Genomic DNA, 23,109 nt, shown 5'->3' on the forward strand with positions numbered 1-23,109 from the left:
TTGCAGATCGGCTGCCAGATCGATGTGTCCTCCGGACTTGGCTTGGGGCTTGGCTTTTCGCTCGGCCCGTCTGTCGGTGTGAGTATTTCGGGTGTCCCGTCGGCGAACGTGGGTGTGAATGCGTCGGTGAATCCGAGTATTCAGTCGACGATTGCGCCGGGCACGATCACGACGATTCCGTTGGGGAAGAAGGATCTCGAGTCGTCGAAGGCGTCGATCACGGCAGAGAACGTGCACGTGAAGGTTGATGCGTGCATGGGGCCGGTGACGATCCGCTCCTACGCACAACTCGCCGTCTCAACTGCAACCTCGGACAATAGCCTGTTCGTGTATTCCGATCCGACCTGGCTCTAACCCCGAGCAGCCGTCGTCAGCGCTGCATTCTCAACCCACTCTGCGCAGGCCACCATGCCCTCGCACACCCCGTCACACGAGGCCCGAGTCACGGGTTTGCCCATCAATCAGCATCACAGGAGAAGTTCATGAAGATTCGTACCTTGGCCACAGCCGGAGCGCTTACCGCAGGTATCGCCCTCGTCGGTGTTATCGGCGGGGGCGTGGCATCGGCTGCTACCCCGATCGTGCAGCCGGAGCAGGGTCGGATCGGGCTTTCGCTCTCGAATGCGGAGACCGCAGCACTGGCGGCGAGCCCGATCCCCGATGCAATCGCGAACATTGTTCCCGGCTCGCAACGTTGGGTTGGCCGGGCTCCGGGTTCGGTCATCACCAACGTCGATGGCAGGGCAAGCGCCCCCGATCGGGTCGTGATCGCCGAAGCTGCGGCGCATCCGGGTGGCTACGTCAACATCTACGTGTCCGACGCGAACAGCCCCGTCACCGGGGGCTACATCGTGCAGACCTACCAGCACTGGAACTGAACTAGGGCCGGTAACTCCGGACCCTGACTGCTGCCGCCGATCTCGTTGTTTCACTTCACCTATCCGCCGTTTGGAGTTTCTGTCATGACCATCCGCAACGCTGAACACGCTCGGTCCCGCCCGATGACGGAGCCGCCGGCCACAGTGCACAGTGGTCAAAGTGCGGACGTCGACGACTGGGACCCCGACAGTGAGCTGAGCGAAACATCGAAGGCCGTGATCGCCACCGTCTTCGGTCTCGCATTGTTGATTGCGGCGTTCGCGGTGATCGGACGTCTCGGTGGGTGGGCCGCTGATTATGGGACGATTCTGGTGTATCTGGCGTTCTTTCTGTGGATGTCGATCGCGGGCCGGGTGTTCTGGTGGGGCGCGGACAAGCTCATCGCCGAGGCGCGGAAGAAGTCGAACACGGGTGATCGCCGGTGAAGTCCGTGCTGAAGCTGCGCAGGTCCATCGCGGGAGTACTTGCCACCGGAGCGCTGATGACTGGAGTAGCTGGAGCCGTCGGTGCGGGAATCGCACTGATCGCCGCACCTGCGACTGCGGGACCAGCGGAGGACTGTGCGGCGGTGCGGGCACGTGATCATCAGATCTACCTGAATCTGATCGCGTCACTGCCTCCTGGTTCTCCGATCCCGCCTGAGTACATCAACCCGTGCCTGACCGCACCCACCACCACCCCGACGGCCGCCCCGACAACCACCGTCGGACTACCGGGTGCACAGGCTCCGGGCGGTGGCCCGAACGTCGGAGCGAACGCTCCGACGAACTTCCCCACCTACAATGGCACCCCCATTGTTCCCGTGCCAGGTGCGGCGCAACCGGAACAGCCTGGACAACCGAATAGCCCGACACCATCGAGCATCGAGAACCCTGCAGGGATCCCGGTTCCGACGACCACCAGCGGGCCTGCACCGACCACATCGCAACCCGCTGGATCGACCGCACCCGCATCGACCACTGATCGTGGTCCCGGACCGGTTCTCGCGGCGACGCCGAATAGTGCTCCCGGGCAATCGGAATCAACTCCGAATGTCACGACCTCGGGGCTCGACAAAGGCGACGGCCGTGACCGTTACCTCGAACTCGTGTTGGTCGGTGCCGCTGCGTTCACTGCCGGCGGGATCGGGGTACGTGGGCGTCGTTCACCGTTCGGCCCACGCATACCGTTGCGTGGGCGTACGCCGGAATCGATCCTCTCCCAGACAGTCGGTACCCTCGCCTCACCGCTCATGGCGTATGCGAAGGGTGGCCAGTCGAAGATCACGGTCACCGAACCGGGCGGGGGACGTCGTACGTTCTTCCTCATCCACGACGCGACGTCCTCACACGAAGCGGAAATCCCCGTCGAGGTTCCGCCCGGCGGGCATATGAGCGTTGATCCGGACGGCTCAGTCACCGTCTTCGACGCGGACGGAAACCCCGTCTCGGTGGTGGCAGCTCCGTGGGCGTATGACGCCAACGGCAATCCTGTTCCGACTGACTACGAAGTGCGCGACGGCCGCCTGATTCAGACGGTGTACGCCGACGAAGCGACCGCCTATCCGATTTTGGCTGATCCGCCGGAAAAGAAGGCGAAGGCACCCACCTCTGTCGCTTCGAAACAAGTCCAGAAGAATACGAACACCGCCGCACCCAAGCCGAATTCGATGACCTCCCGCACGAGCGCGCAGAAACCGCAAAACAGTGGAAACACGAATTCGGGCAACACTTCCGGTGGGAACACGTCGGCACCGAACTCGATGACCCAGCGCACCCGCGCGAAGAAGCCGCCCGTCAGCGCGGAGCAGCAAGCGACCAACCAACTCGCTGCAGCGCACGGCGAGGTCCCTTCGGGTACAGACACTTCGGGTGCGCCGAACTCGAAGACTTCGCGCACGAGTCCGCAGAACAGTGGGAACACGAATGCGGGCGACACCACTGGCGGGAATACGTCGGCACCGAATTCGATGACAGCGCGCACGACACCTCAAAAGCCATCCGTCAGCGCGGAGCAGCAAGCGGCCAACCAACTCGCTGCAGCGCACGGCGACGTCCCGGACGGTTTCACCGGCAATGTCCCGATCAAACCCGGCACCACCGGCGATGGGGCACCGAATTCGATGACTCCCCGAACGTCACCGCAGGGCAAGCCATCGACCGACGAGAATTGGACTACTCAATTCGGTCCACTCAACGTGATCGGTGGAATTGTTGATACCCCGGGGCAAATGGCAGAACGAGCCACTGCGACGCGAGCGCCGAACGTGTCGACGACACGCGCCGTGTGGCAAGGGGCAGTGAATGGTGTGAAGGGCCTCGCGAAACCGATCCCTGCGCTTGGGTGGATCGTCACAGGAGCAGCGATAGCCTCCGATCTCACATCAGAAAACGGACCTAGTGTCGCCGAATCGGTCGCCACCAACGTGGGAGGAACCGTCGCAGCGGCAGCTGTCGGTGGCGCAGTGCTTGCTGTCAGTGCCGCCCCCGTGGTGGTCGCGGTCGCCGTTGGTGTGGCAGCTGGCTATGCTGCGGCGTGGGCGATATCGAAGTTCTGGGACTAGATGACGAGCTCGGATAGAAGCAAAGGTAGTTCGATGACTTCGAGGACGGAACTTACACGCACCCTCCATGCTCAATGGACCCAGAAACGCGGCGAGCTGGGCTTCCTCGCGTTCATTGTCAGTGTCGTTGTCTTCGCAATCAGTGCGATCGTGATGTACGAGGCGTCCTCGAATGCGGTTTTCGGATTGGGGGCATTTGCTGCGGCCTGCGGCGCTGTGTGCTGCATTTCGCTAGTGACGTTTGTGGCCCTTCCTCCTAAACCCGCGACGAACTCTGAAGAAATAGGTCAAGGCCGCACTTTCACCATGACCGCCGCAACTCGGTGGGCATCGGCGTTGTGGTTGTGGTCGGCGTTGGTCTCCTGTGCTCTGTCTTTCGTCGGTGTCGGTCTTAACTATGCGACCAAATCCGGAGGTAGCTCGTTCAATTCGAATTGGTGGTTGGTGCTCGGCGCTTTATCGATCGGTGCCAGCATTCTCTCTCCCCTGAGGTACGTCGGACGGTTTCGTATCGATATTGACGGCGATGGCATGCGGATGGAACTCGGCCGCGCTTACAGCGGATATCTGCGTTGGTCCGATATTGACAAGATCGAAACCTCCGCCCGCGGGCGCTACGCACTCGACCTCGTGCTCAAGCCAGGTGTCCGTGTCGAGAACACCTCGCACGGATCGTCGCTCTACCGGGTAGGACCGGGAATCATCACCGAAGCCTCGCCCTTTCAAGACGGCTACCTACGCCTCGAATGCGGAGGATGGACGGGTGAGACGAGCGCACTCCCGGAGGAAATCGTGCACCACGTGATCACAGAAGACACCACCGAGCAGAAAGCGGCCTCATGAAGAATCCGGACATGATTGCGCTCGCCGTACTCGGCGCAATAGCAGTTCCCGCAGTGCTGTTCATGGTCTTCTCCGAGTCCGCGTTCGTTTTCGGAGCGTCAATCGCCGCCATTGTCTTCATTGCCGCTCGCGTCGTGCAGATCCTCTTCCAACGATGGCGTCGACAACAACGTCGGGCAGCGTGAGCAACATATCCTGTTCGACGGCCGCTCGGGATTCAGAACCTGGACACGGCAAGAGCCAACAGCTTCCCGCTGTCGCGCTCCTCGGTCTTTGGTTCCAACAGAATCGTCCTGCATGCCGACAACACATCTCCCTACAAGCGACATCATGACCACCGTTTGTGGAATTTGTGCAATCACTGCGGGGGCTGTGGCGATGATCGTATCCACGCCTTACATGATGTACCGCAGTCATGCGAGAGCGATCTACTGGAGTTCGTCGATCCTGACCATCGTTTTCGCCTGGCTCACAGCCCCACAGCGGTCGATTCTCGGACCTGTTCTGTTGTGCGGTTTCGCTGCTGTGTTCGTGGCGTGGTGGTGGACCCCCTTCCTCACGCGAAGGCATCCCACCGGATTCAACGATGTTTTCGGTGCTTGGCTGACACGGGCGCTCTACCGCGAGCAGAAGGATGCACCTCCGGTAAACAGGTACGACAAACTGCACTACAAAGACACTGACCGCCAAGCACGAGATACCGATTCTGACGGAAATCAGGTCAACACCTGAGCCGGCGCGTAGAGCGCTTTGACGTGATGTCCTCAATACGACCCTCGCGCGTACCCGAACAGCTTGTAGCGGGATGCCATGGGAAACAGTACTTTCCACATGGCGGCGTACACCTGCCCGGATGGCGCAAGCTGTACAGCAACCAGGATGACCGGTGGCTCGAAATAGCTCTTCGCGCAGCCCAAGTGGTCCAGTAGCGGTCAGCGCCATCCCGAGCGGTAGCCCTCTTCACCTCAACTCTGCAGGTCATCCCATTTTTCGAGCATCCGCCTCGTCTGGACAGTTAAGTTTGAATGCCATCCACTTGCCTCCGCAGATGCCCCTCACTTGTTCATACAGGTGAGGGGCTTTTTCGTGTCCGATCGTGCCAAGATCGCCGTCGACGAGGTCCGCGTCGGCGCAGAGCGACGTCGCTGCAGTTCCTTCGAGAGCTGGATCCAACCTTTGACAGCGGGATGATCGTTCTTGTCGGGGACTTCCCGCAATCTCGCAACCACTCCACCGCCCCAGTTCCGTCCGAAATGAATGACTATCGATGCCCCCAAAAATGGACTCAGGCCGCGTTACGTATTCACCGAATCTCTGATTCCGGTGCGTTCCACGTGTCGCAGGAGCTGAGTCCCTCCTGCATTCCTCGGTTGAACCACATTCTGTTGTTGGCCTGACTCGGGTGGGTGTCTTCGGGGTCTTCGCCGGGGATGTCGATGTCGTCTTCTTGTACTGACAGTTCGGCGAGGTAGGGCAGGATGTGATTGGCGCTGACGCCGGACAGGCATTCAGCTTGAGCTTCCAGGCGTTGGGTCATCAACATCACCTCGCGGTGATCGTTTTCTCGCGCGGCCAATGACGACAGCTGCGATTCGATCCCCATCGCCTCCTGAAGGTGATGTCCGTATTCGTGGGTGGCGACTCTGACGAGGTCGAGTTCGTTGAAACTGTCGTACGTCCAGATGCGGATGGTCTGGTTTCTGGGGCAGTAGAAACTGATCCCGTAGACGTCTGCGCCTTCTCCGCAGAGGATGGGTGCATCGTCGCCTTCGAGGCGCATGTCGACGTGAGGTGTCACGAGGTTGCCGCCTCTGAGTTCTCTGTCGACAGTGGGGCTCCACATCTCGTCCAGGCAGGCCATCACCCCTTCCGCATACCTCTTTTGACGGGTGATGTCGCCGCGCCAATCGACTGGCGTGCAGTCGATCTCCGGGAACTGCATATCCGTGTCGGTCAATCGTTGGCTGGTTTCGGCGACCGCTTCATATGACGGCAGCACCCGTTTCACCACGGAGGCGGCGAGATTGACCCCGACCACCAGGACGACGACCAGCCCGACCGCGGTGGCGGTCACGATGATCGCTATCTCTTTTCGAGTCCAGCTCATTCGTTCGCCTCAGGGGTCGGTTGTGGATGCGTTATTACGCAGCGGCACAGGGAATTCCCGCACGCATCGGTGCCCGATTGCAGTCCTCGCAAAAGTCGTCCGGGATAACGTCGCCTGTTCAACACTCGGCGACGAACGTGGCCACGGGAAACGAAAAATACTCCGCCCCGCCACAGGAAGAGCGAAGCATCAATTCGACGGCGGAGGGTATTACCAGTTCTGAATGAAGAAGAACTGCTGTGAACCCCTCGCCGGGTTGAGTACGCCGAGAGAAATTTCTCCACCACGGGAGGCTGCTTCGTTGGCGAACTGGTCGAGACGTCCCCAGACGACGTTGGGGCCGCTCTCGAAGCGCGATCCTGGTGCGAGGCGCACGCCGATCTGGGTGGAGTTAGTGATGCTTTCGATCGCAGCGCCGGCATTGAGCTGGCCGAACAATGCCGTCTCACCCTGGTTCAGCTGCACGCCGATGCGCCCGTTGTCGGCGATCGGAGTAACAGCTGATGCTGCGCCCGCGCCGCTGAGTGCGATGGCTGCGATACCGGCAGGTATCAATGCGGCCGCGGTAATCATCTTGCGTAGGTGCGTCATTCGGCTTCTCCCTCGTCGGTGGCCCACTCGAGTTGCGCCTCCACAGGCCACTTTGTCTGATTCTTCCGGTAACAGTCAACGCCATGTCGCAAACAATGAGCAATCCACTGGGTTGGTTTGAGATGCAGCTCACTACTGGAAATCCGTTGAAGAATAAACTGTTTCAGTGAAACTGCTGGTCGAGATCGTGAATGCCAGAGAAGCGCGCGGGCTGTCGTTACGTTTCCGTTACTGCTCGGTCTGGCTGCGAGAAGGACACACACTCGGTCACCCAGAAACGCTGCGGCACAGGAATTGTCACAGCAAGAACCCGCGCAGAGGGTCCTCCACAGTTGAGCGCCACTGTCAAGCGGTCTTTCATTCTTCGAGAGCGCGCTGCTTCGGCGGTGGGCTCTCGACTGTCAGAACCGCATGGTGAATACCACGTGGCGACGCTCTCGGGCCGCGCGCTGGAAAAAGTCCGCCACTTCCCGAAGCCAGCCCCAGGCGTACCCGCGCTCGTCGGAGCCGTACTCCGGGTTGCGGTCGTCGAGTGGCATCGCGTCGTAGCGCACGCCGAACTCGGATTCGGTGATTTCCGCCAGGTACGAGGAGACTTCGGCGACCCGATCGGGTGCCAGGTAGGTGACGAGTTGGTCGTCGGTGTCGGTGTTGAGGTCTTCGTCCCCCAAGATCACGCCGTAGGCCGGCCAGTTCTCGGACACGCGCTCGTACCCCGTGCTGGAGAGGGCGCACAGGATCGGATCCCACGCCTTGTCCGTGTCGCACGAGAACTCGGATCGGCCCGTCTCCTCGATGTCCTCGACCACAGCGCCGAGTTTGTCGTCGTCGCCGCGCGCGTCCAGAAGTTCCGCTGCCACGCTGTCTGACAGCGCGAAATGCACCCCAAGTTCCATGGCGTGATGCTAACGGCCGACCTTGCTGGCGTCCCGCCGTCACTACAAGACGAATCGCCTCAGGTAACGATCCTGCTCTGCCTCCGGCCGAAGTTACCCATGGTGGGCCTGCTGTCATACATACTTCATCGGTGATTCCGACAAAACGGACCGGCCTTTCTGTTGTATCGCTGGTGATCCTCGTCGTCGCGGGGTTGCTGGTCGCAGCCCCTGCCAGCAGCGCCGCGCCGCCGCCTGACTGGAAATACACAATGGTGGCGTTCAGCAATGCCAGCGACCGTGACATGGATGTCTACGAGTCGGCCGACGGCACCGGCTTTCAGCTCGTCCAGCAGTCGGCGTACAGGCCGCCGTCTGGGCTCGTGCGTGATCCGAGCATCTTCCGGAACACGGACGGGTTGTACTACCTCACCTACACGACGGGTGGTGGGGCGAACATCGGGTTCGCACGCAGCAGCGACCGCATCAACTGGACGCCGCTGGGGAACTATCCGGTTCCGTTTTGCTGCGCCTTGATGCCTGGTACGGGAGATGGCACCGGTTCTGCGAGCCCGCCGGGCTTCTCGGGTTCGGCTGGTTTCAGCGACGGGCCGTCGCTGTCACCATTCGTCACCAAGGCCTGGGCGCCTGAATGGTTTGTGGACGGCGATCGTGTCAACGTCATCCTGTCGATGTCGACCGGTGGAGGATTTGTGCCGTATCTGATGACGGCGTTGGAACCGTCGCTCCGGTTGTGGAGCCCGCCTGTTCCGCTCGCCGGGATCGGTGCGGACCACATCGACACCACCGTGGTCAAAGTCGGATCGACCTATCATGCGTTCACCAAGAACGAGACGAGGAAGGTCGTCGAGCATGCGGTCGCTCCTTCGGTGACGGGACCTTATTCGTTTGTGCCGCCAGGGAATTGGGGTTTGCTTGTCGAAGGTCCGGCCGTAGTTCAGTTGCCGAGCGGCGACTGGCGGATCTATCTCGACGCCTATACCGAAGGTAAGTATCTCTACTCCGACAGCACGGACGGGCTGAATACCTGGTCGCCTGTGCAAGAGGTTCCTGGGGTGTCCGGGACTGCACGGCATCTCGGCATCATGAGAGAACCGGCATAACTTTCGACCCCGAGTTGGTAGGGCTCTGATCAAGGACTCCGGTCTTGGTCAGAGCTTTTTCTCGTACTTGCGTACTACTTGTGTGCGTCGCCTGCGCGAATCAGTGATTGACAAGCTAACGATGCGATGCCGTTGGGTCCGACGAGTTCGCGCCGACCACGAAGTGAGCATCTCCGCGTGAGCTGTGCAGAGTTGCGCTCCCAGGCCCCGCTCGGGCACCGTACTTCACGATTGATTGCCAAGTAATGCCTGTTAATTTCATATTCAAGTACGCGCACTGGCTTGATGCCCGCACTTTCGGTCTTCAACTGCTCTGAGGCCCGCGAAATGCGGATTCAATTCGATTTGCCGCACTGTTTCTGACGGATCTTCTCGTCCGTAAACGGTGACCTTGCTCATAGTGGGACCTAGGTCCTTTTCGCTGCTGATAAGCCTGTCGATATATATCTGTTACCGGAAGTTCACCCTAAATCCAAGATGGGGGAGATGGCGCGCTGGCGGGCAAACAGGACGATTGGTACCGTCCGGTAACTAATTCAGTTAGTTGTCGGCTACCGCTCTGGTTGCTGTGTCACGTGGAGGAGCAGTTCATGTCGGTCGAATCGCAAAACGGCGTATCCCATCGTCGATCGAGGGCCGCGGTAGGGCTCGCGGCGTGTGCGGTTGCCGCGCTGTCGTCTGGTGTTGTCTTCGCAGGGAGCGCATCGGCAACGCCGACGGCGTTGGCGGACAAATTCGCGAGTACGGTCACCGATGACGGTTGGTCGTTGGATCTTGCCGCGACGAAACTGTCGGCGAATCCGGTGCCGAATTTGGCGACGACGGCGTTCACCCGTGAGGGGTTTGTGTCGGCGAAGGTGACCGGCACGATTGGTGGTGCGGGCGATTCGGCGGTGAAGACCGGTTATGTCGAGCAGGGATTGCAGATCGGCTGCCAGATCGATGTTTCCTCCGGACTTGGCTTGGGGCTTGGCTTTTCGCTCGGCCCGTCTGTCGGTGTGAGTATTTCGGGTGTCCCGTCGGCGAACGTGGGTGTGAATGCGTCGGTGAATCCGAGTATTCAGTCGACGATTGCGCCGGGCACGATCACGACGATTCCGTTGGGGAAGAAGGATCTCGAGTCGTCGAAGGCGTCGATCACGGCAGAGAACGTGCACGTGAAGGTTGATGCGTGCATGGGGCCGGTGACGATTCGCTCGTATGCGCAACTCTCGGTGTCGACGGCGACGTCGGACAACACGTTGTTCGTGTACTCCGATCCCACCTGGCTCTAACCCACGCAGCCGTCGTCAGCGCTGCTGGCGACTATTCCCGATCCGCCCAGTCCAGGGGTGGTTACTCATCACGCCCACAAAGGAGAAATCATGAAGATTCGTACCTTAGCCACTGCCGGAACTCTCACCGCAGGTATCGCCCTGTTCGGTGTTCTCGGCGCCGGCGTGGCATCTGCCGCAACTCCGATCGTCGAACCTGAGCAGGGTCGGATCGGTCTGTCGCTCTCGAATGCGGAAACCGCGGCGTTGGCGGCGAGCCCGATCCCGGACGCCATCTCCGACATCGTTCCAGGCTCGCAGCGGTGGATTGAGCTCGCACCGGGCTCGGCGCTCACCGTCGGCCCCGATGGCAAGCTCAGCGCCCCCGACCGCGTAGTGATCGGCGAAGCCGCTGCACATGCTGGTGGCTACGTCGATGTCTACCTGGCTGATCCGAACAACCCGGCCAACGCCGGGTACGTCACCCTGGCCTACCAGTACTGGAACTGATACCGCGCCCAGTACCGGCGACTCGTTGTCCCCGCTCTCCCTTCCTGTTTGGAGTTCCAGCCATGACCGTCAACAACGCCGAACGTCGCAGTGTGCAAACGGAACCCGCTGCCGTCGACAGCAAAGACGTTGCAGACGTTGATGACTGGGATCCGGACAGCGAACTCAGTCCTTTTTCCAAGGCTGTGATCGCTACGGCAGTCGGACTGGGGTTGCTGATCGCGGCATTCGCGGTGATCGGGAAGCTTGCCGGCTGGGCGAACGACTACGGGACGATCCTGGTTTACCTGGCATTCTTCTTGTGGATGTCGATCTCCGGACGGTTGTTCTGGTGGGGCGCAGACAAACTCATCGCGCTACTCCGAACGAAGAAGAGTGACAATCGTGGTGCGCACCGGTGAAGTCCGGTAGACGACTTCGCCGGACTCTCGCGGGAGTGCTTGCCGCTGGGGCGCTGTTGACCGGAGCGGCCGGAGCGATCGGTGCGGGAATTGCACTCTCCGCCGCTCCGGCGAACGCGACGCCGGAAGAAGACTGCGCGGCGGTGCGGGCACGTGATCATCAGATCTACCTGAATCTCATTGCGTCGCTGCCACCTGGCGCACCCATCCCGCCAGAGATCATCAACCCGTGCCTGAGCGCGCCGTCCACGACGGCGACGGCTGCGCCGACGACCACCGTCGGGCTCCCCGGTGCGCAAGCTCCAGGCGGTGGCCCGAATGTCGGGGCCAATGCTCCGACGAACTTTCCCACCTACAACGGCACCCCCATCGTCCCGGTTCCGACGATCGAGGTTCCGCCCATTGCTTCCGAGGCCTCGGCCTCGGAAACTGGTGTCGGTGCATTCCCCAATGCATCGGCATCAGCGGTTCCCTCACCCACACCCACCCCGGGTGAGGGAACCACCACCGATCGTGGTCCCGGACCGATCCCCGCGGATTCGGATTCGAATATCGCACCGGCCCAAACGGTTCCGGACCCGGCAACAGATGTTTCCACCGCCGGGGAGGACTCGGGCCGTGACCGGTATCTCGAACTCGCCCTGATCGGCGCTGCAGCGTTCACCGCTGCGGGTATCGGAGTGCGCGGGCGGCCGGGACCTTTCAGCCCCCGCACGCCCGAATCAGTACTCTCCCAGGCGGTCGGGACTGTCGCGTCGCCGTTGACTGCGTACGCACCTGGCGGGCAGTCCTCGTTGCGGGTGTTCGATCCGATCACCGGCGGAAGCCGGTTCTTCTTCCTGATCCACGACGAAACGTCGTCGCACGAATCCGTGATTCCGGTGACGGTGCCGCCCGGCGGTCACATGAGTGTCAACCCCGATCGCACGGTCACCGTCTTCGACGCCGACGGGAATCCGGTCTCGACAATCGATGCCCCGTGGGCGTACGACGCCAACGGCACACCCATCCCGACGCATTACGAGATCCGGGACGGGCAACTCGTGCAGGTCGTCGACACCACGGGTATCGAGAACGTGCTGTATCCGATTTTGGCGGACCCGCAGGATCGCACACAGAGCGGCAAGAAATCCTCTGCTCCGGCGCGCCCGACCAAAATCTCCGGTGAGGACGACGGCACCCGCTCAGATGACGGTCCACATTGGAACGAGACACCGCAGGTCGAAGGCCACAAGGCCCCCAATCCACCAGTCCAGAAACCGAAACCCACTCAACCACCAGTCCCACCCGCGGTCGAGCCCGAACCACAAGTCCCTGAGCAGGCACCGGCGCAAGTCCCTGAGCAGGCTCCGGCGCAAGTGCCGGAGCAGATCCCGCAGCAGTCGCCGGCCGAGGACATCGGCGGGGACGGACCAGGTGCCGGGACATCCCCATCCATCGACCCAGCGCCCGCTACACCGAACGAAACCGACACACCGCAAGCAGAATTGGCAGGAATTCCGATCATCGGCGGCATCTTCAGTGCAGCCGAAGCCGGGCTCATGCTCACCGCTGGAATCGCAGCTTTGTTCGCGCAAATCCTTGCAGGTGTGGGTCTGGGGGATTCGGAACTGTTCGGCCGCATGGAAAGCCTCGAGGAATGGGCGCTCGAGGCCGGAGTAGATCTCGCCGAAGTGCTTGTGAAGGCTATAGCCCTGCTTTCTCCGCAGGATCAGGCACTTCTTCGCACTGTCCTTTCTCCGTTCGTGAAACTGCCCCCAGCGCATGAGCAGGACACTCCCGGCCACACCCAGCCCGGGCCGGCCGGACCTGCCGCGAAGCCGCCGCCTCGGAGGCCCACGCCGCGGCCTGTACCGCGTCTGCCTGGTGATCACGATCCGACCCAGCCGCAAGATCCCTCCAGCGAGCCGGATTCAGGCGATCCGGCAACACCGTCGGATCCGGGTTTCGAACCACCAGTAGACCCCGGCACCACCACACCTGGATTAGTTGACCCCGAACAACCTTCGGCTCCCGAACCTGGCGAGCAACCGGCCGTCGATCCGGTCAACCCAGGCCACATTCCGGTCGATCCCGAGACTCCCGGTGCGCCGACCCAGCCCGGACCCCCGGAGTTCGACCCCTTTGATCCCGACCCGAGCACGATCGCCGATCCGACGGTCCGCCCAGATCCCACCGAACGTTCATCCGTCGAGCGGGTACTAGCGTCGAACTTCATTCACGCGGTGCAAGAAGTCGTAGATTCACTCACCGATGGTGCCGAGACAAGTCCAGAATCACCTCCGCAGCAGTCATCTGATTCGGGTGAGGCTGCACCCGAGGATCCTCGCTTGGATTCCGAAGGCAACCCGCTGACGGCCGCTGACTTAGCTCAATTGTATGCGTCGCTGCGTCGAAAAACGCCGACAAATGTGATCCGCGACATAGTTAACCTTGATCACGAAGGTGGCGGACCGGACCCGGTTCTTCCCGGGCTCACATTGCCCGACGTCCTCGAGGCGGATCACACCGTACCGATGAGGGTCATATTCGACATGCCTGGTTTTACGCAGTTGACCTTCGAGCAGCAAATTCAAGTATTGAACTACGTCGATAACTTCCTGGGTTTGAGCCCGACTGCGAATACGTCAAAGGGCGCCAAGAGTTGGGCAGACTGGTGGGGCTATGTGAAGGGCGGAATCCCGGTTTCCCCTGAATTCCGGGATGCTATGATCGAAATCGAAACTCATCTTACTGAGGAAATTCGTCAAATGATATCTAGTATATTGAATGGAGTTCAGTAGTGGATCTGGTCAAGATTTCGCGGTATATCGACTCGCCCGTGCTTGTGGAGATTGACGACTTGACACCACTTGAACGTACGGCGCTTCCGAATTATTGGTTGGATGCACTAAATGGTGACCTTGCAGCTCGAATTTCGGGGATATTGGACCAATGGGATGCATTTGGGCGACCGATATTGGGCGACACTTACAGAAACATTAAAGAGAATCTATCCGATGTTCGGTTGCTCAGGTCTGAAAATAGGTTTTTTCTTCTATATAAAATTAAAATGGCAGACGGGACCGATCTCTACTATTTGGGTACGCCACCGGTAGTGGATGGTGATGAACTTCCAGGGTATTGGAATAAATTCCCCCCCAGTCTAAAGAATTTCTATTCAAATTTGCACAACGGTTGGTACTATATTGCCGGTAAGACTGTCGGGCCACTGCCTCTTGAAGATATGTTTCGAATTGACAGCTTTGAATGGTCTATTCTGGACGGGCTGTCCCCTGAAGAATACCCAGATCCGGCTCGTTGCATCGCGACATTCAGATCGGGCGGCGGCGGTTATCTTTGCTTGTACTTTGGTGAGGAATCGACAAGGGGTGTTGTGTGGTCATCGACGGAACCCCCTGAATTGGTCGATTACTCCACTTACCTTGATATCTGGACCAACGTCGGACTCGGTGCCTAGAGCCTGCGCCTTGGATATCCAGACTGGAGACAGTCTAAGAAATTTGTGTGCGGTCTTGCCCCACGTGGCACGTGTCTGGGATCCAGTCTCCCAAGAGCAGATGATCAATTTGTCTGACCAAAAGGGATCTCGAGGTCATGATCGGTTTCGGGGGGTACCTCACGCATCGACTCGTTTTCCTGCACCATTGCCGACGAATCGCTGATTGCGCTGGCGTTCAGGGTCGTACAGGGGCTGGCCGATATCTGGGACTCTCGCGTCACCGTGCTCTACCACCGGACCGAATCATCGCCTCAGCGCAAGGTACCCGGCGACGCGATCGTGGGCAGTTCGGGCTCGGTGGAGCATCGGCGACTACCGGCACCTTCAGAATCGGTCGAAAGGTGAGGTGGAGGTGGGATGGGAAACATACTTCCATTCAGGAGTTACGTTCGATCGCAGCAAACTCCCCCAATCTGCGGTGGTAGAGGAGCTGCCCACTGGCACGTTGATTCGGTTGGGGGACAAGCCAATGGAGGTCGATGCCGCCGACATCGTGGCGGTGCGGGCGGCGTTGGGTTACCCGGTGTAGCGCCAGAGACTGTTCCGATTGGTCGATCGTCTTCGAGCAGGAGTGACGTTGTCTGCTTCATCTTTACGTCGCGATCCGGCGTCCGGGTTGACCGTGAAAGTCATGGCGCGGAAGGGGCCGCCGGAAGCCGAATCGGTCACCGCAGTGCTGGCAGCGCGGTCACTGCAGTTCCTTCGAAAGCTTGACCCAGTCTTTGACGTCGACATGTATCGCTCCGTGAGGAATGACCTTCCCGACGGCGTTACGGTCGAGCAGGCTCTGGCATTGAATGGTGGGCGGATCCTCACGCCTCAGGCAGAAGGCCTCCTCGAGGCCGCAATGATCGAGAGCAGAAAGTCTCCTGATGCCGCAGGCGGGATTTACCCACTCTCATTCGGGCATCAACTCAGGTTGTTCACCGACAACGGAAACATCGAAATTCTCATCGGATTCGGGGGTACGGCAGGAGCAGGTTCCTTACTTTGCACCTTCATCTGGCCGTACCCAGGGGGCTTCGCCGATGAATCTCTGATCTCACTGTCATTGAAACTCGTCCAGGGTATGGCCGATATCTGGGACGCTCCCACGGCCGTGCTCTACCGGGATGCGGAGCTCACACCTCAGTACAACGTGCCCGGCGACGCAACGGTGGGCAGTTGCACCTACTTCGGCCCTGAGATGCCGATCAACGAAACGCAGATCCCACCCACTGTCGAAGCTTTTCCGTACAAGAGAAGGAACGATCGTCATCCAGCGTGATCCACGCGCCCCGTTGGTTGCCGACGATATCCGAAGCATCCGTGCAGCAGTCGGCCTGCTGACCGAACGACCGGAGGTTCGCCTACCGAAAGGCTCGCGCCGGCTGTGACACCAGAAGTTACGGCCAAGCTCACGTCCGCAGGTGATGGTGTTCTTAAGAACAAGCTGCTCAGATAATGGAGGATGCGTTCGACGAGGTCATCGGGATGGAGAACATCAACATCATCGTATTTGGAGGGGAGTGAAAGTGCCTACGTCATCACTGCGCCGCAATCCTACGGTGGGCTTGACAGTGAAGGTCATTCCACGAAAGGGTTCGCCTGAAAGCGAAACCGTCACGGCCGCGCTCGTTGCACGTTCGCTACGATTGCTTCGCGACATCGATCGTGTCTTCGACGTCGACTTGTACCAAACAGTAGGCGATGCCCTCCCCGACGGTGCCGGAGTCGAGCAGGCCTTGGCGTCGAATCTCCGTCAGATCCTTGTACCTTCGACGGAAAAATCGATCGAAGCCGCATTGATCGAGCGCAGACGATCCCCCGATGCCACCGGCGGTATGTATCCCCTCTCATTGGGACGACATATGACCCTGTATTCACCCGCTGGAGACGTCAAAGTCGTTGTCAGTTTCGGGGGCACCTCAGGGTCCGGCGCATTCGCATGTGCCTTTGCCGACGAATCACTGATTTCGCTGGCATTGAAGCTCGTTCAGGGGCTAGCCGATATCTGGGACTCGCGTGTCACCGTGCTCTACCGCCGAACCGAATCATCGCCTCAGTTCAACGTACCGGGTGACGCGATCGTGGGCAGTTGCACCTACTTCGGTCCTGAGTTGCCGATCGAGGAAACGCAGCTCCCGCCCAGCGTGGAGGCATTTCCCTACCAGGACGGCACAATCGTCATCCAGAAGAATCTGTCCACGCCGTTAACAGTCGAGGACATCCGAAGCATCCGCGCAGCAGCAGGACTGCCGACCGAACGACCGGAGATTCCTCTACCCAAAGGTTTCAGACGGCTGTGAGCCCTACGTTGGGCGCACTCGGGGCTGCCTGCAGGTAGGGATGGCGCGGACCGACCAGCCTGCCCGCAATTACCGCGCCGCGATCCCGATCCGGCTACGCACCAGCTGATCGACGCTCCGGGTGGAGTGCCACCGCGCGGCATACCCGCCATCGACGGCACAGTTCCACCTGCCGAGCATGATCAACCCTCTGTTCCGTCCGTGAATGAACCTGCACGCCCGGATCCCGCGATTCCGGAACCCTCGCAACCCACTTTCCCGGCGATCCCGATCGTGGCGAGTGGGAATCACTCTCGCCCGGTGGGATTGGCGATTCGGGGTCGAACCCGAGACCCGAGAACTCCACCCTGGAGGCTCCCTCGCCAGGTCGCACCGAGGAACCAAGTGTGCCGACTCTGCCTGATGTCGGTCAGGTGCCGGTGAATCCGGATGCCCCCGGCGCTCCGCAGCAACCCGGACCACAACTGTTCAATGACAATGATTTGCCGAGAACGACTATGACGATCGCAGAGTGGCTGGAAAGGAAAGGTCGATGAATTCGGATCGTGGCGCGACAGTGATCGGGTATTGGGGCCCTCGGACGCAACCGGTAGAAGGCATTGCAGCGGAGGTGTTCTCGTTTCTTCATAGTCTGAGGAACATTGATCCAGCACTTGGACAAGCTTGGGTGTTTTCGCCCGAGACTGCCTCCGAGTCGACCGATCTAAGCGTGGAAGGCCTAGCGAAAATCTTCCGGGCAGCGAAGGATGTCGAAGGGCAATCCGTTGCTGCCTTCGACCTCGGCTACATCGTGAGTTTGTTGCACCCGGACAGATATCAGTTCTTGAGAATCCAATTCTCTCTCGGCCGGAATGTTCCGAGGGTTCCGAATCTCGTCAACGTCACCCTCCCTCCGGAGAAACAAGCAAATGGGGAGGCATCGCGGTTGCTAACCGCAGGCGTCGGTGACGCCATCATGAAAGCGATCATCGAACAGTGGTCTCCAGACAAAGCCCGTTGGGGAACGCCGGTATACCAGAAAGCCCAAGGGAAAAAGGCTGGAGAGGTGGAAGTCGGGTGGGAGACATACATTCGGTCCGGGATCGATCTCGATCACAGCAAACTGCCCGTCGTCGCCGCACTGGAGGAACTCCCCAACGGAACGCTGATTCGGTTGGGCGAGAAACCGTTAGACGTCGATATTGCCGACATCCTGGCGGTGCGGGAAGCACTGGGTTACCCGGTCTAAGACGCCGCGTGACCGCCGACCCTTGCTCATGTCGCGACACGTAGTCGGACGGGGACTATTACGCAGTGGTTGGAAAGGACGGGGCGGTGAGCATGTTCGGGCGGCGGCCGACGGTAGCCGGATATTGGGGCACGCGGGTGCAGTCGAGTCAGGAGGTGGCGCAGACGATGCGGGCTTTCCTCGACGATCTGGCGGCGATCGACCCGGAGTTGGCATTGCCGTGGGTGAATACGAAGCAACGAAGTCGAGGCACTGCGGATCTCAGTGTGGACGGGTTGGTGCGAATCTTCGAGCACTCCCGCTCGGGGGAGATGGGGTACTCGGACACGCCGGGGCCGGGCTACAGCATCAGTTTGTCACCGGAAGACGGAACCGCGCGCGCAATCATCGGCTGGGTCGGAGGCTTGGAAACCAGTGCACCCAACAGCGTTCAAGTGGCGTTGCCGACAGAGAAGGATGTTCCCTCCGAACTACGACGGTTACTCGACCCAGGCATCGGAGACGCGATCGTGAGAGTGATCGTCAAGCATTGGAAACCGGAGCGAGCCTGGTGGAGCATCGGCGACTACAGAAAACTTCAGAAGCGGTCGAAAGGCGAGGTCGAGGTGGGATGGGAGACGTACTTCTATTCCCAGATCGCAGTCGACCGCAGCAAACTCCCCCGGTCTGCGGTGGTAGAGGAACTGCCCACTGGCACGTTGATTCGGTTGGGGGACAAGCCAATGGAGGTCGCTGCCGCCGACATCCTGGCGGTGCGGGCGGCGTTGGATTACCCGGTGTAGGCCACGCAACGGGTCCGGAATTCACCATTGCATCAGATGTCGAGAAATGCGTTAACCGGATGGCCTGCTTCGCCTTTCGATAGTATTGCCAGATGGCACCCCGAACCGACTTGCTCGCGTGGCTGCTCGATTCGGATCCAGCGATTCGGTGGCAGGTGGAGCGCGACCTGCTGAACGAAGCGCCCACTGTGTGGGCGGCGACGCGCGCGTCGATCGCCACCAAAGGATTTGGTGCACGCCTGCTTTCATTACAGGATCGAGACGGCCAATGGGCGGGTGGGGCGTTCTTCCCGGCAGAATTCGACTTCGCGGGAACTGAAGCAGCAGAACAAAGTTCGCAACCCTGGACGGCAACAACATGGACGCTCAACTCATTGCGTGAGTGGGGCCTCGACGCCAGTGTTCTGTGGGAGCGTCGTACCGCAGAACTGCTCGCGGAAAACTGTCGCTGGGAGTACGAGGGCCGGCCGTACTGGGACGGTGAGGTCGATTGCTGCATCAACGCCTGGACGGTGGCAAACGGTGTGTGGCTCGATGTTCGCGTTGATGAACTGGCTGATTGGTTTGTGCGGCATCAACTTCCGGATGGTGGGTGGAACTGCGAGTGGATCGAAGGTTCGACGCGATCGTCGTTTCATTCGACCCTCAATTCCCTCAAAGGGCTTCTCGCGTACGAGATCGCGACCGGGGGAACAAATGAGACGTGCGCGGCTCGACGATCCGGTGAGGAATTCTTGCTGCAGCGCGGTCTGTTCCGGAGACTCTCGACCGGGGAACCGGTGGGGCCCTGGGTCGGCCGGTTCGCGTACCCGTTCCAGTGGCGTTACAACGTGCTCAACGCAGCCGACTACTTCCGTGAAGCGTCGTTGTCGTATGGAAATGAGCCTGATCCGCGAATGGCGGACGCGATCGAGATGATCCGGGCCGCCCGAGCCTCGGATGGGACGTGGCTCCAGGCCGGTCGCCAACCGGGGCGGGTGTGGTTCGAGGTCGACACAGAGGCGGGGGAGCCGTCGAAGTGGCTGACTTTGTCCGGCATCCGAGTGCTCGCCTGGTGGGATCAACCCTCCCTTCTAGGTTCTGCATAACAAAAGAGTTACAGCGAGAGTTTTTTCACCTTTAAAGGTTATCGAAAGGTGATCTTCGACTTTCCGGTCGAAATATCCAGTACGGATGAAGAACATATTAACGACAGGATTGCCCTCAGTGCGGTGAAGGTTAGTCATCTGAACAGGTGAGAAGATGTTCGGTGAAATTACCTACCCGATTGGATAGGCGGGTCACCGACGTTGGTAATCAAACAGGGCGCTCGCGGCTGTCTTGGTTAGGGAGCTAAGTCCCGAGTTGGAAACGGCATTTCTGCTTCGAAAGTGTCGCTCACCTGCGGCTACGTTCCCCATTTTGCAAGACTTAAACCACTTTCGGTGAGAATTGGTCCCGCAATTGTAGGTTGTGGAGCGTCCGCAATGTTCAGGCAAAGTCCCATCTTTTCCCAGAACAATGCTCTACTAAACGTGAAAACCGGATGTTCCCCCGATTTTGCTGAGAAGGTGCAACTATGGGGCGTAGCGTAACTGTCGCAGTGAACCGGAACATCGCGAATTGCTGCTCTAACCAATGACTTTGTTCAGGTCCGAATAATGCTCGGAGGTCGTTGATGTCGATGGAAATGGTGTTAGCCGAAGCAGTGATAGACAGTGGGGACACGGCGTGGGTGCTGATCTCCGCTGGCCTGGTTCTCTTCATGGTTCCCGGACTCGCCTTCTTCTACGCCGGTCTGGTGCGTGGTAGCAGTGCGCTCGTCATGTTGCAGCAGAACCTCGTCCCACTCGGACTCGTCTCGATTACCTGGGTCGTGTTCGGATACAGCTTCGCGTTCAGTGGAGACTGGGGTTCCGGCTTCCTCGGTGACCTCAAATTGTTCGGCTTGCAGGACATACACACTGCCGCCGCCCCGGGCTTCCACCTGATCGAAGGTGCAGTCGCGGTACCGACTCTGGCGTTCGTGGTCTATCAGATGATGTTCGCGATCATCACGCCCGCGCTGATCACCGGTGCGACCGCAAACCGGCTCAAGCCCTTGGGCTGGGCCGTTCTGCTCGTGCTGTGGTCGATCATCGTCTACCCCCCGATTGCGCACTGGCTCTTCAATCCCGAAGGCTGGTTGGCGCTCCGCGGAGCTCAGGACTGGGCCGGCGGAATTGTCGTCCACGCATCCGCCGGCGCCGCCGCTCTGGCAATCTTGCTGGTGGTAGGTAAACGTCCGGGATGGCCCAACGCCGAGGCAGTCCCGCACTCGGTGCCTCTGGCGTTGATCGGCGCAGGCATCCTGTGGTTCGGCTGGTTCGGATTCAACGCAGGCGACGGATTGGCCGCCGATGGTGTGGCGGCACAAGCCTTGATGAACACTCACATCGCCGCAGCAGGCGGCATGGTCGTCTGGCTCGTCATCGAAAGGTATACCGAGGGCAAGGCCACGGCGATCGGTGGAATCACCGGCGCGGTAGCCGGTCTCGCGACCGTTACTCCATGCGCCGGCTTCGTCAGCACCTTCTCCGCGTTGGCGATCGGCGCGCTTGCCGGACTGGTCTGCCACTTCGCGCTCGCGCTCAAGTCGATCTTCAAGTTCGACGACGCGCTCGACGTCATCGCGGTCCACTTCATCGGCGGCATCCTCGGTTCCCTCCTTCTCGGTTTGTTCGGCGAAAAGGCGATCAATTCGATCGGCCGCGATGGACTCTTCTTCGGCGGCGGCGCAGGACTACTCGGCGAGCAGGCGCTGGCGTTGATCGTCGTCATAGCTTTCTCGTTCGTGGTGACCTGGCTGATCGCCACGGGCATCGAGAAGACCATCGGTCTCAAGCTGGCCCCGAAAGACCAGGTGGACATCGACCGTCGTCAGCAAGGCATGGACGCATACCGCTACAACGCCGCATTCGTCGACGCCGGTGGTGCGCCGCAGACCAGCGGGTTCGACTCGGGGGTTCTGGTCGAGGGGGCAAAACTTGTTCCGAACCTCGGCGCCCCGAAGCACGAACTCATCACCGCGGTATTGCAGACCATCGAGTCCGAGAAGCTTCGGGAGGCGCTGCTGGCTGCCGGAGCGGAATCGATAGTCGTATCGGAAGCGCATGTCTCCGCGAGCGGCTCGGCCTCGCTCAAGTTTCGCGGGCAACGCAACGACGTCGTGTTCACGGAGCGGTTGCGTGTCGAGGTGCTGGTCGCGTCGGAACATGCCCAGGCGGTTCTGGACGCGATCAACGAGTACTCGGGCGGCAGGAGGAGCGGTTTCGTCCAGCAGGCGGCCGAACCTCTCACCGAAGCGACGGAACAGGGGAGCTGACATGTATTCGACGACAGGGAGTTACCGCATGATCGACAAGGAGCGTTCGGAATGCATCTGACACCGCGAGAACTCGACAAGCTGACAATTCTCATGTTGGCGGATGTCGCACTGAGGCGAAAGGCAAAGGGGCTCAAACTCAATCATCCGGAGTCCGTCGCAGTCATCACTGCAGCCGCTCTGGAGGGAGCTCGGGAGGGCAAGACCCTCGAGGAGGTCATGGCCGACGCATCGCACGCCTTGACGGTCGACGATGTGATGGAAGGTGTCGCGGAGATGATTCCGCGCGTGCAGGTCGAGGCGGTGTTCCTCGACGGTAGCCGGCTCGTCACCGTGCACTCTCCGATCCAGTAGCCCGACCGAGATGTCAGGAGCACTCCAAGATGGCAAGCAAATCGACGAAGAAGGATTCCGGCGGCGAGAAGAAGGTACCGGTCGGCGGATACGTGTTGCGGGACGAGCCGATCGAACTCAACGAGGGCCGTCCACGTTTGAAGTTGCGAGTCCGAAACACCGGTGATCGTCCCATCCAGGTGGGTTCGCACTACCACTTCATGGAAGTCAATCGCGCGTTGTCCTTCGATCGTGAACAGTCCTTCGGCTGGCGCCTCGATATTCCAGCGGGCACGGCGGTCAGGTTCGAGCCGGGCGACGAGAAGGAAGTGACGTTGGTGCCGTTCGGCGGCAAGCAACGGGTTCAAGGCTTCAACGGACTTGTCGACGGTTGGGCGCCGACCCACGCCGACTACCGCCCTCGGCTTCCCGGAGCCGTCCAGCGTGCCGAAGAACTCGGCTTTCTGTCCGAACCTCAAACCGACTGATTCTCGTTCACGGCGGACGA

Annotated in this window: 24 protein-coding genes and 1 pseudogene; 22 read left to right on the forward strand and 3 right to left on the reverse strand. The window is 60.2% G+C overall.

The features are described from left to right. From DBV08_RS04160 to DBV08_RS04190, 7 genes are all read left to right on the forward strand, one after another. Window positions 1-354: MspA family porin (locus tag DBV08_RS04160; protein ID WP_148090782.1), on the forward strand; the 354-nt coding region annotated here is incomplete at its 5' end. A gap of 128 nt (window positions 355-482) precedes the next feature. Beyond that, a complete protein-coding gene (locus DBV08_RS04165) occupies window positions 483-878 on the forward strand; it encodes a hypothetical protein (RefSeq protein WP_124566633.1) in 396 nt (131 codons plus the stop codon). An 84-nt stretch (window positions 879-962) separates the two neighbouring features. Continuing rightward, complete coding sequence (locus tag DBV08_RS04170) at window positions 963-1,304, forward strand: hypothetical protein (RefSeq protein ID WP_260395296.1); 342 nt, start codon at window positions 963-965, stop codon at window positions 1,302-1,304. Continuing rightward, a complete protein-coding gene (locus tag DBV08_RS32205) occupies window positions 1,301-3,421 on the forward strand; it encodes a hypothetical protein (protein WP_185564446.1) in 2,121 nt (706 codons plus the stop codon). Before DBV08_RS04170 ends, DBV08_RS32205 begins: the two co-directional genes overlap by 4 nt. 33 nt (window positions 3,422-3,454) lie before the next feature. Next, the gene (locus DBV08_RS04180) at window positions 3,455-4,264 is read left to right on the forward strand and encodes a hypothetical protein (RefSeq protein ID WP_124566634.1); all 810 of its coding nucleotides are present in this window, start codon (window positions 3,455-3,457) and stop codon (window positions 4,262-4,264) included. Next, window positions 4,261-4,449 (forward strand): hypothetical protein, encoded by a 189-nt coding sequence (locus DBV08_RS04185; RefSeq protein WP_124566635.1) that lies wholly within the window; start codon window positions 4,261-4,263, stop codon window positions 4,447-4,449. The genes DBV08_RS04180 and DBV08_RS04185 overlap by 4 nt, the downstream gene beginning before the upstream one ends. 193 nt (window positions 4,450-4,642) lie before the next feature. After that, window positions 4,643-4,996: a hypothetical protein gene (locus DBV08_RS04190; RefSeq protein WP_124566636.1), complete on the forward strand. Its 354-nt coding sequence runs from the start codon at window positions 4,643-4,645 to the stop codon at window positions 4,994-4,996. Window positions 4,997-5,567: 571 nt separating this feature from the next. Here the strand turns inward: DBV08_RS04190 and DBV08_RS04195 are convergent. The 3 genes from DBV08_RS04195 to DBV08_RS04205 all read right to left on the reverse strand — a co-directional run bounded on the left by DBV08_RS04195 (window position 5,568) and on the right by DBV08_RS04205 (window position 7,858). Next, complete coding sequence (locus tag DBV08_RS04195) at window positions 5,568-6,371, reverse strand: neutral zinc metallopeptidase (protein WP_124566637.1); 804 nt, start codon at window positions 6,369-6,371, stop codon at window positions 5,568-5,570. A gap of 210 nt (window positions 6,372-6,581) precedes the next feature. Beyond that, complete coding sequence (locus DBV08_RS04200) at window positions 6,582-6,962, reverse strand: hypothetical protein (RefSeq protein ID WP_030535797.1); 381 nt, start codon at window positions 6,960-6,962, stop codon at window positions 6,582-6,584. Between the two features lie 401 nt (window positions 6,963-7,363). Further along, window positions 7,364-7,858, reverse strand: a complete 495-nt coding sequence (locus DBV08_RS04205) for a DUF1877 family protein (RefSeq protein WP_124566638.1) — start codon at window positions 7,856-7,858, stop codon at window positions 7,364-7,366. Between the two features lie 251 nt (window positions 7,859-8,109). Between DBV08_RS04205 and DBV08_RS04210 the strand changes: the two genes are divergently transcribed. From DBV08_RS04210 to DBV08_RS04290, 15 genes and pseudogenes are all read left to right on the forward strand, one after another. After that, window positions 8,110-8,961 (forward strand): glycoside hydrolase family 43 protein, encoded by an 852-nt coding sequence (locus DBV08_RS04210; RefSeq protein WP_260395321.1) that lies wholly within the window; start codon window positions 8,110-8,112, stop codon window positions 8,959-8,961. A gap of 590 nt (window positions 8,962-9,551) precedes the next feature. Continuing rightward, window positions 9,552-10,235, forward strand: a complete 684-nt coding sequence (locus tag DBV08_RS04215) for an MspA family porin (RefSeq protein ID WP_124566639.1) — start codon at window positions 9,552-9,554, stop codon at window positions 10,233-10,235. Between the two features lie 90 nt (window positions 10,236-10,325). Then, complete coding sequence (locus DBV08_RS04220) at window positions 10,326-10,724, forward strand: hypothetical protein (protein ID WP_069146651.1); 399 nt, start codon at window positions 10,326-10,328, stop codon at window positions 10,722-10,724. Between the two features lie 62 nt (window positions 10,725-10,786). Then, complete coding sequence (locus DBV08_RS04225; protein ID WP_124566640.1) at window positions 10,787-11,125, forward strand: hypothetical protein; 339 nt, start codon at window positions 10,787-10,789, stop codon at window positions 11,123-11,125. Beyond that, window positions 11,122-13,908 (forward strand): hypothetical protein, encoded by a 2,787-nt coding sequence (locus DBV08_RS32760; protein WP_260395299.1) that lies wholly within the window; start codon window positions 11,122-11,124, stop codon window positions 13,906-13,908. The genes DBV08_RS04225 and DBV08_RS32760 overlap by 4 nt, the downstream gene beginning before the upstream one ends. Then, on the forward strand, window positions 13,908-14,585 hold the full coding sequence (locus tag DBV08_RS04235) for an SMI1/KNR4 family protein (protein ID WP_124566641.1): 678 nt from the start codon (window positions 13,908-13,910) through the stop codon (window positions 14,583-14,585). Before DBV08_RS32760 ends, DBV08_RS04235 begins: the two co-directional genes overlap by 1 nt. Window positions 14,586-14,916: 331 nt before the next feature. Continuing rightward, window positions 14,917-15,156 (forward strand): annotated as a pseudogene (locus DBV08_RS04245) (hypothetical protein); the annotation flags it as partial. 42 nt (window positions 15,157-15,198) lie between these two features. Next, a complete protein-coding gene (locus tag DBV08_RS04250; RefSeq protein WP_003943888.1) occupies window positions 15,199-15,894 on the forward strand; it encodes a hypothetical protein in 696 nt (231 codons plus the stop codon). Between the two features lie 247 nt (window positions 15,895-16,141). Beyond that, a complete protein-coding gene (locus DBV08_RS04255) occupies window positions 16,142-16,915 on the forward strand; it encodes a hypothetical protein (RefSeq protein WP_260395300.1) in 774 nt (257 codons plus the stop codon). Between the two features lie 532 nt (window positions 16,916-17,447). Next, the gene (locus DBV08_RS04265) at window positions 17,448-18,143 is read left to right on the forward strand and encodes an Imm52 family immunity protein (protein WP_260395301.1); all 696 of its coding nucleotides are present in this window, start codon (window positions 17,448-17,450) and stop codon (window positions 18,141-18,143) included. Window positions 18,144-18,235: 92 nt separating this feature from the next. Further along, window positions 18,236-18,925 carry an Imm52 family immunity protein gene (locus DBV08_RS04270; RefSeq protein ID WP_260395322.1) on the forward strand — a complete coding sequence of 230 codons (690 nt, stop codon included), beginning with the start codon at window positions 18,236-18,238 and terminating at the stop codon, window positions 18,923-18,925. Between the two features lie 92 nt (window positions 18,926-19,017). After that, a complete protein-coding gene (locus DBV08_RS04275; protein ID WP_124566642.1) occupies window positions 19,018-20,013 on the forward strand; it encodes a squalene cyclase in 996 nt (331 codons plus the stop codon). A 575-nt stretch (window positions 20,014-20,588) separates the two neighbouring features. Next, window positions 20,589-22,268, forward strand: coding sequence for an ammonium transporter (gene amt / locus DBV08_RS04280; protein ID WP_232508993.1), 1,680 nt, complete (start codon window positions 20,589-20,591; stop codon window positions 22,266-22,268). Window positions 22,269-22,319: 51 nt separating this feature from the next. Then, window positions 22,320-22,622: an urease subunit gamma gene (locus tag DBV08_RS04285; RefSeq protein ID WP_003943837.1), complete on the forward strand. Its 303-nt coding sequence runs from the start codon at window positions 22,320-22,322 to the stop codon at window positions 22,620-22,622. 29 nt (window positions 22,623-22,651) lie between these two features. After that, entirely contained in the window at window positions 22,652-23,089 is a 438-nt protein-coding gene (locus DBV08_RS04290) for an urease subunit beta (protein ID WP_124566643.1), read from the forward strand. Window positions 23,090-23,109: the final 20 nt, after the last annotated feature.

It is taken from the genome of Rhodococcus sp. KBW08 (assembly GCF_003852455.1).
Lineage (GTDB): Bacteria > Actinomycetota > Actinomycetes > Mycobacteriales > Mycobacteriaceae > Rhodococcus_F > Rhodococcus_F baikonurensis.

Excerpts from the sequence above, each read along its gene's own strand:
- amt (WP_232508993.1), top strand. The coding sequence starts at position 20,589 with ATGGAAATGGTGTTAGCCGAAGCAGTGATAGACAGTGGGGACACGGCG.
- DBV08_RS04180 (WP_124566634.1), top strand. The coding sequence starts at position 3,455 with ATGACTTCGAGGACGGAACTTACACGCACCCTCCATGCTCAATGGACC.
- DBV08_RS04220 (WP_069146651.1), top strand. The coding sequence starts at position 10,326 with ATGAAGATTCGTACCTTAGCCACTGCCGGAACTCTCACCGCAGGTATC.
- DBV08_RS04265 (WP_260395301.1), top strand. The coding sequence starts at position 17,448 with ATGAATTCGGATCGTGGCGCGACAGTGATCGGGTATTGGGGCCCTCGG.
- DBV08_RS04195 (WP_124566637.1), bottom strand. The coding sequence starts at position 6,371 with ATGAGCTGGACTCGAAAAGAGATAGCGATCATCGTGACCGCCACCGCG.
- DBV08_RS04200 (WP_030535797.1), bottom strand. The coding sequence starts at position 6,962 with ATGACGCACCTACGCAAGATGATTACCGCGGCCGCATTGATACCTGCC.
- DBV08_RS04205 (WP_124566638.1), bottom strand. The coding sequence starts at position 7,858 with ATGGAACTTGGGGTGCATTTCGCGCTGTCAGACAGCGTGGCAGCGGAA.
- DBV08_RS04225 (WP_124566640.1), top strand. The coding sequence starts at position 10,787 with ATGACCGTCAACAACGCCGAACGTCGCAGTGTGCAAACGGAACCCGCT.
- DBV08_RS04190 (WP_124566636.1), top strand. The coding sequence starts at position 4,643 with ATGATCGTATCCACGCCTTACATGATGTACCGCAGTCATGCGAGAGCG.
- DBV08_RS04215 (WP_124566639.1), top strand. The coding sequence starts at position 9,552 with ATGTCGGTCGAATCGCAAAACGGCGTATCCCATCGTCGATCGAGGGCC.
- DBV08_RS04170 (WP_260395296.1), top strand. The coding sequence starts at position 963 with ATGACCATCCGCAACGCTGAACACGCTCGGTCCCGCCCGATGACGGAG.
- DBV08_RS04210 (WP_260395321.1), top strand. The coding sequence starts at position 8,110 with ATGGTGGCGTTCAGCAATGCCAGCGACCGTGACATGGATGTCTACGAG.
- DBV08_RS04165 (WP_124566633.1), top strand. The coding sequence starts at position 483 with ATGAAGATTCGTACCTTGGCCACAGCCGGAGCGCTTACCGCAGGTATC.
- DBV08_RS04285 (WP_003943837.1), top strand. The coding sequence starts at position 22,320 with ATGCATCTGACACCGCGAGAACTCGACAAGCTGACAATTCTCATGTTG.
- DBV08_RS04270 (WP_260395322.1), top strand. The coding sequence starts at position 18,236 with ATGTTCGGGCGGCGGCCGACGGTAGCCGGATATTGGGGCACGCGGGTG.
- DBV08_RS04290 (WP_124566643.1), top strand. The coding sequence starts at position 22,652 with ATGGCAAGCAAATCGACGAAGAAGGATTCCGGCGGCGAGAAGAAGGTA.
- DBV08_RS04275 (WP_124566642.1), top strand. The coding sequence starts at position 19,018 with ATGGCACCCCGAACCGACTTGCTCGCGTGGCTGCTCGATTCGGATCCA.
- DBV08_RS04185 (WP_124566635.1), top strand. The coding sequence starts at position 4,261 with ATGAAGAATCCGGACATGATTGCGCTCGCCGTACTCGGCGCAATAGCA.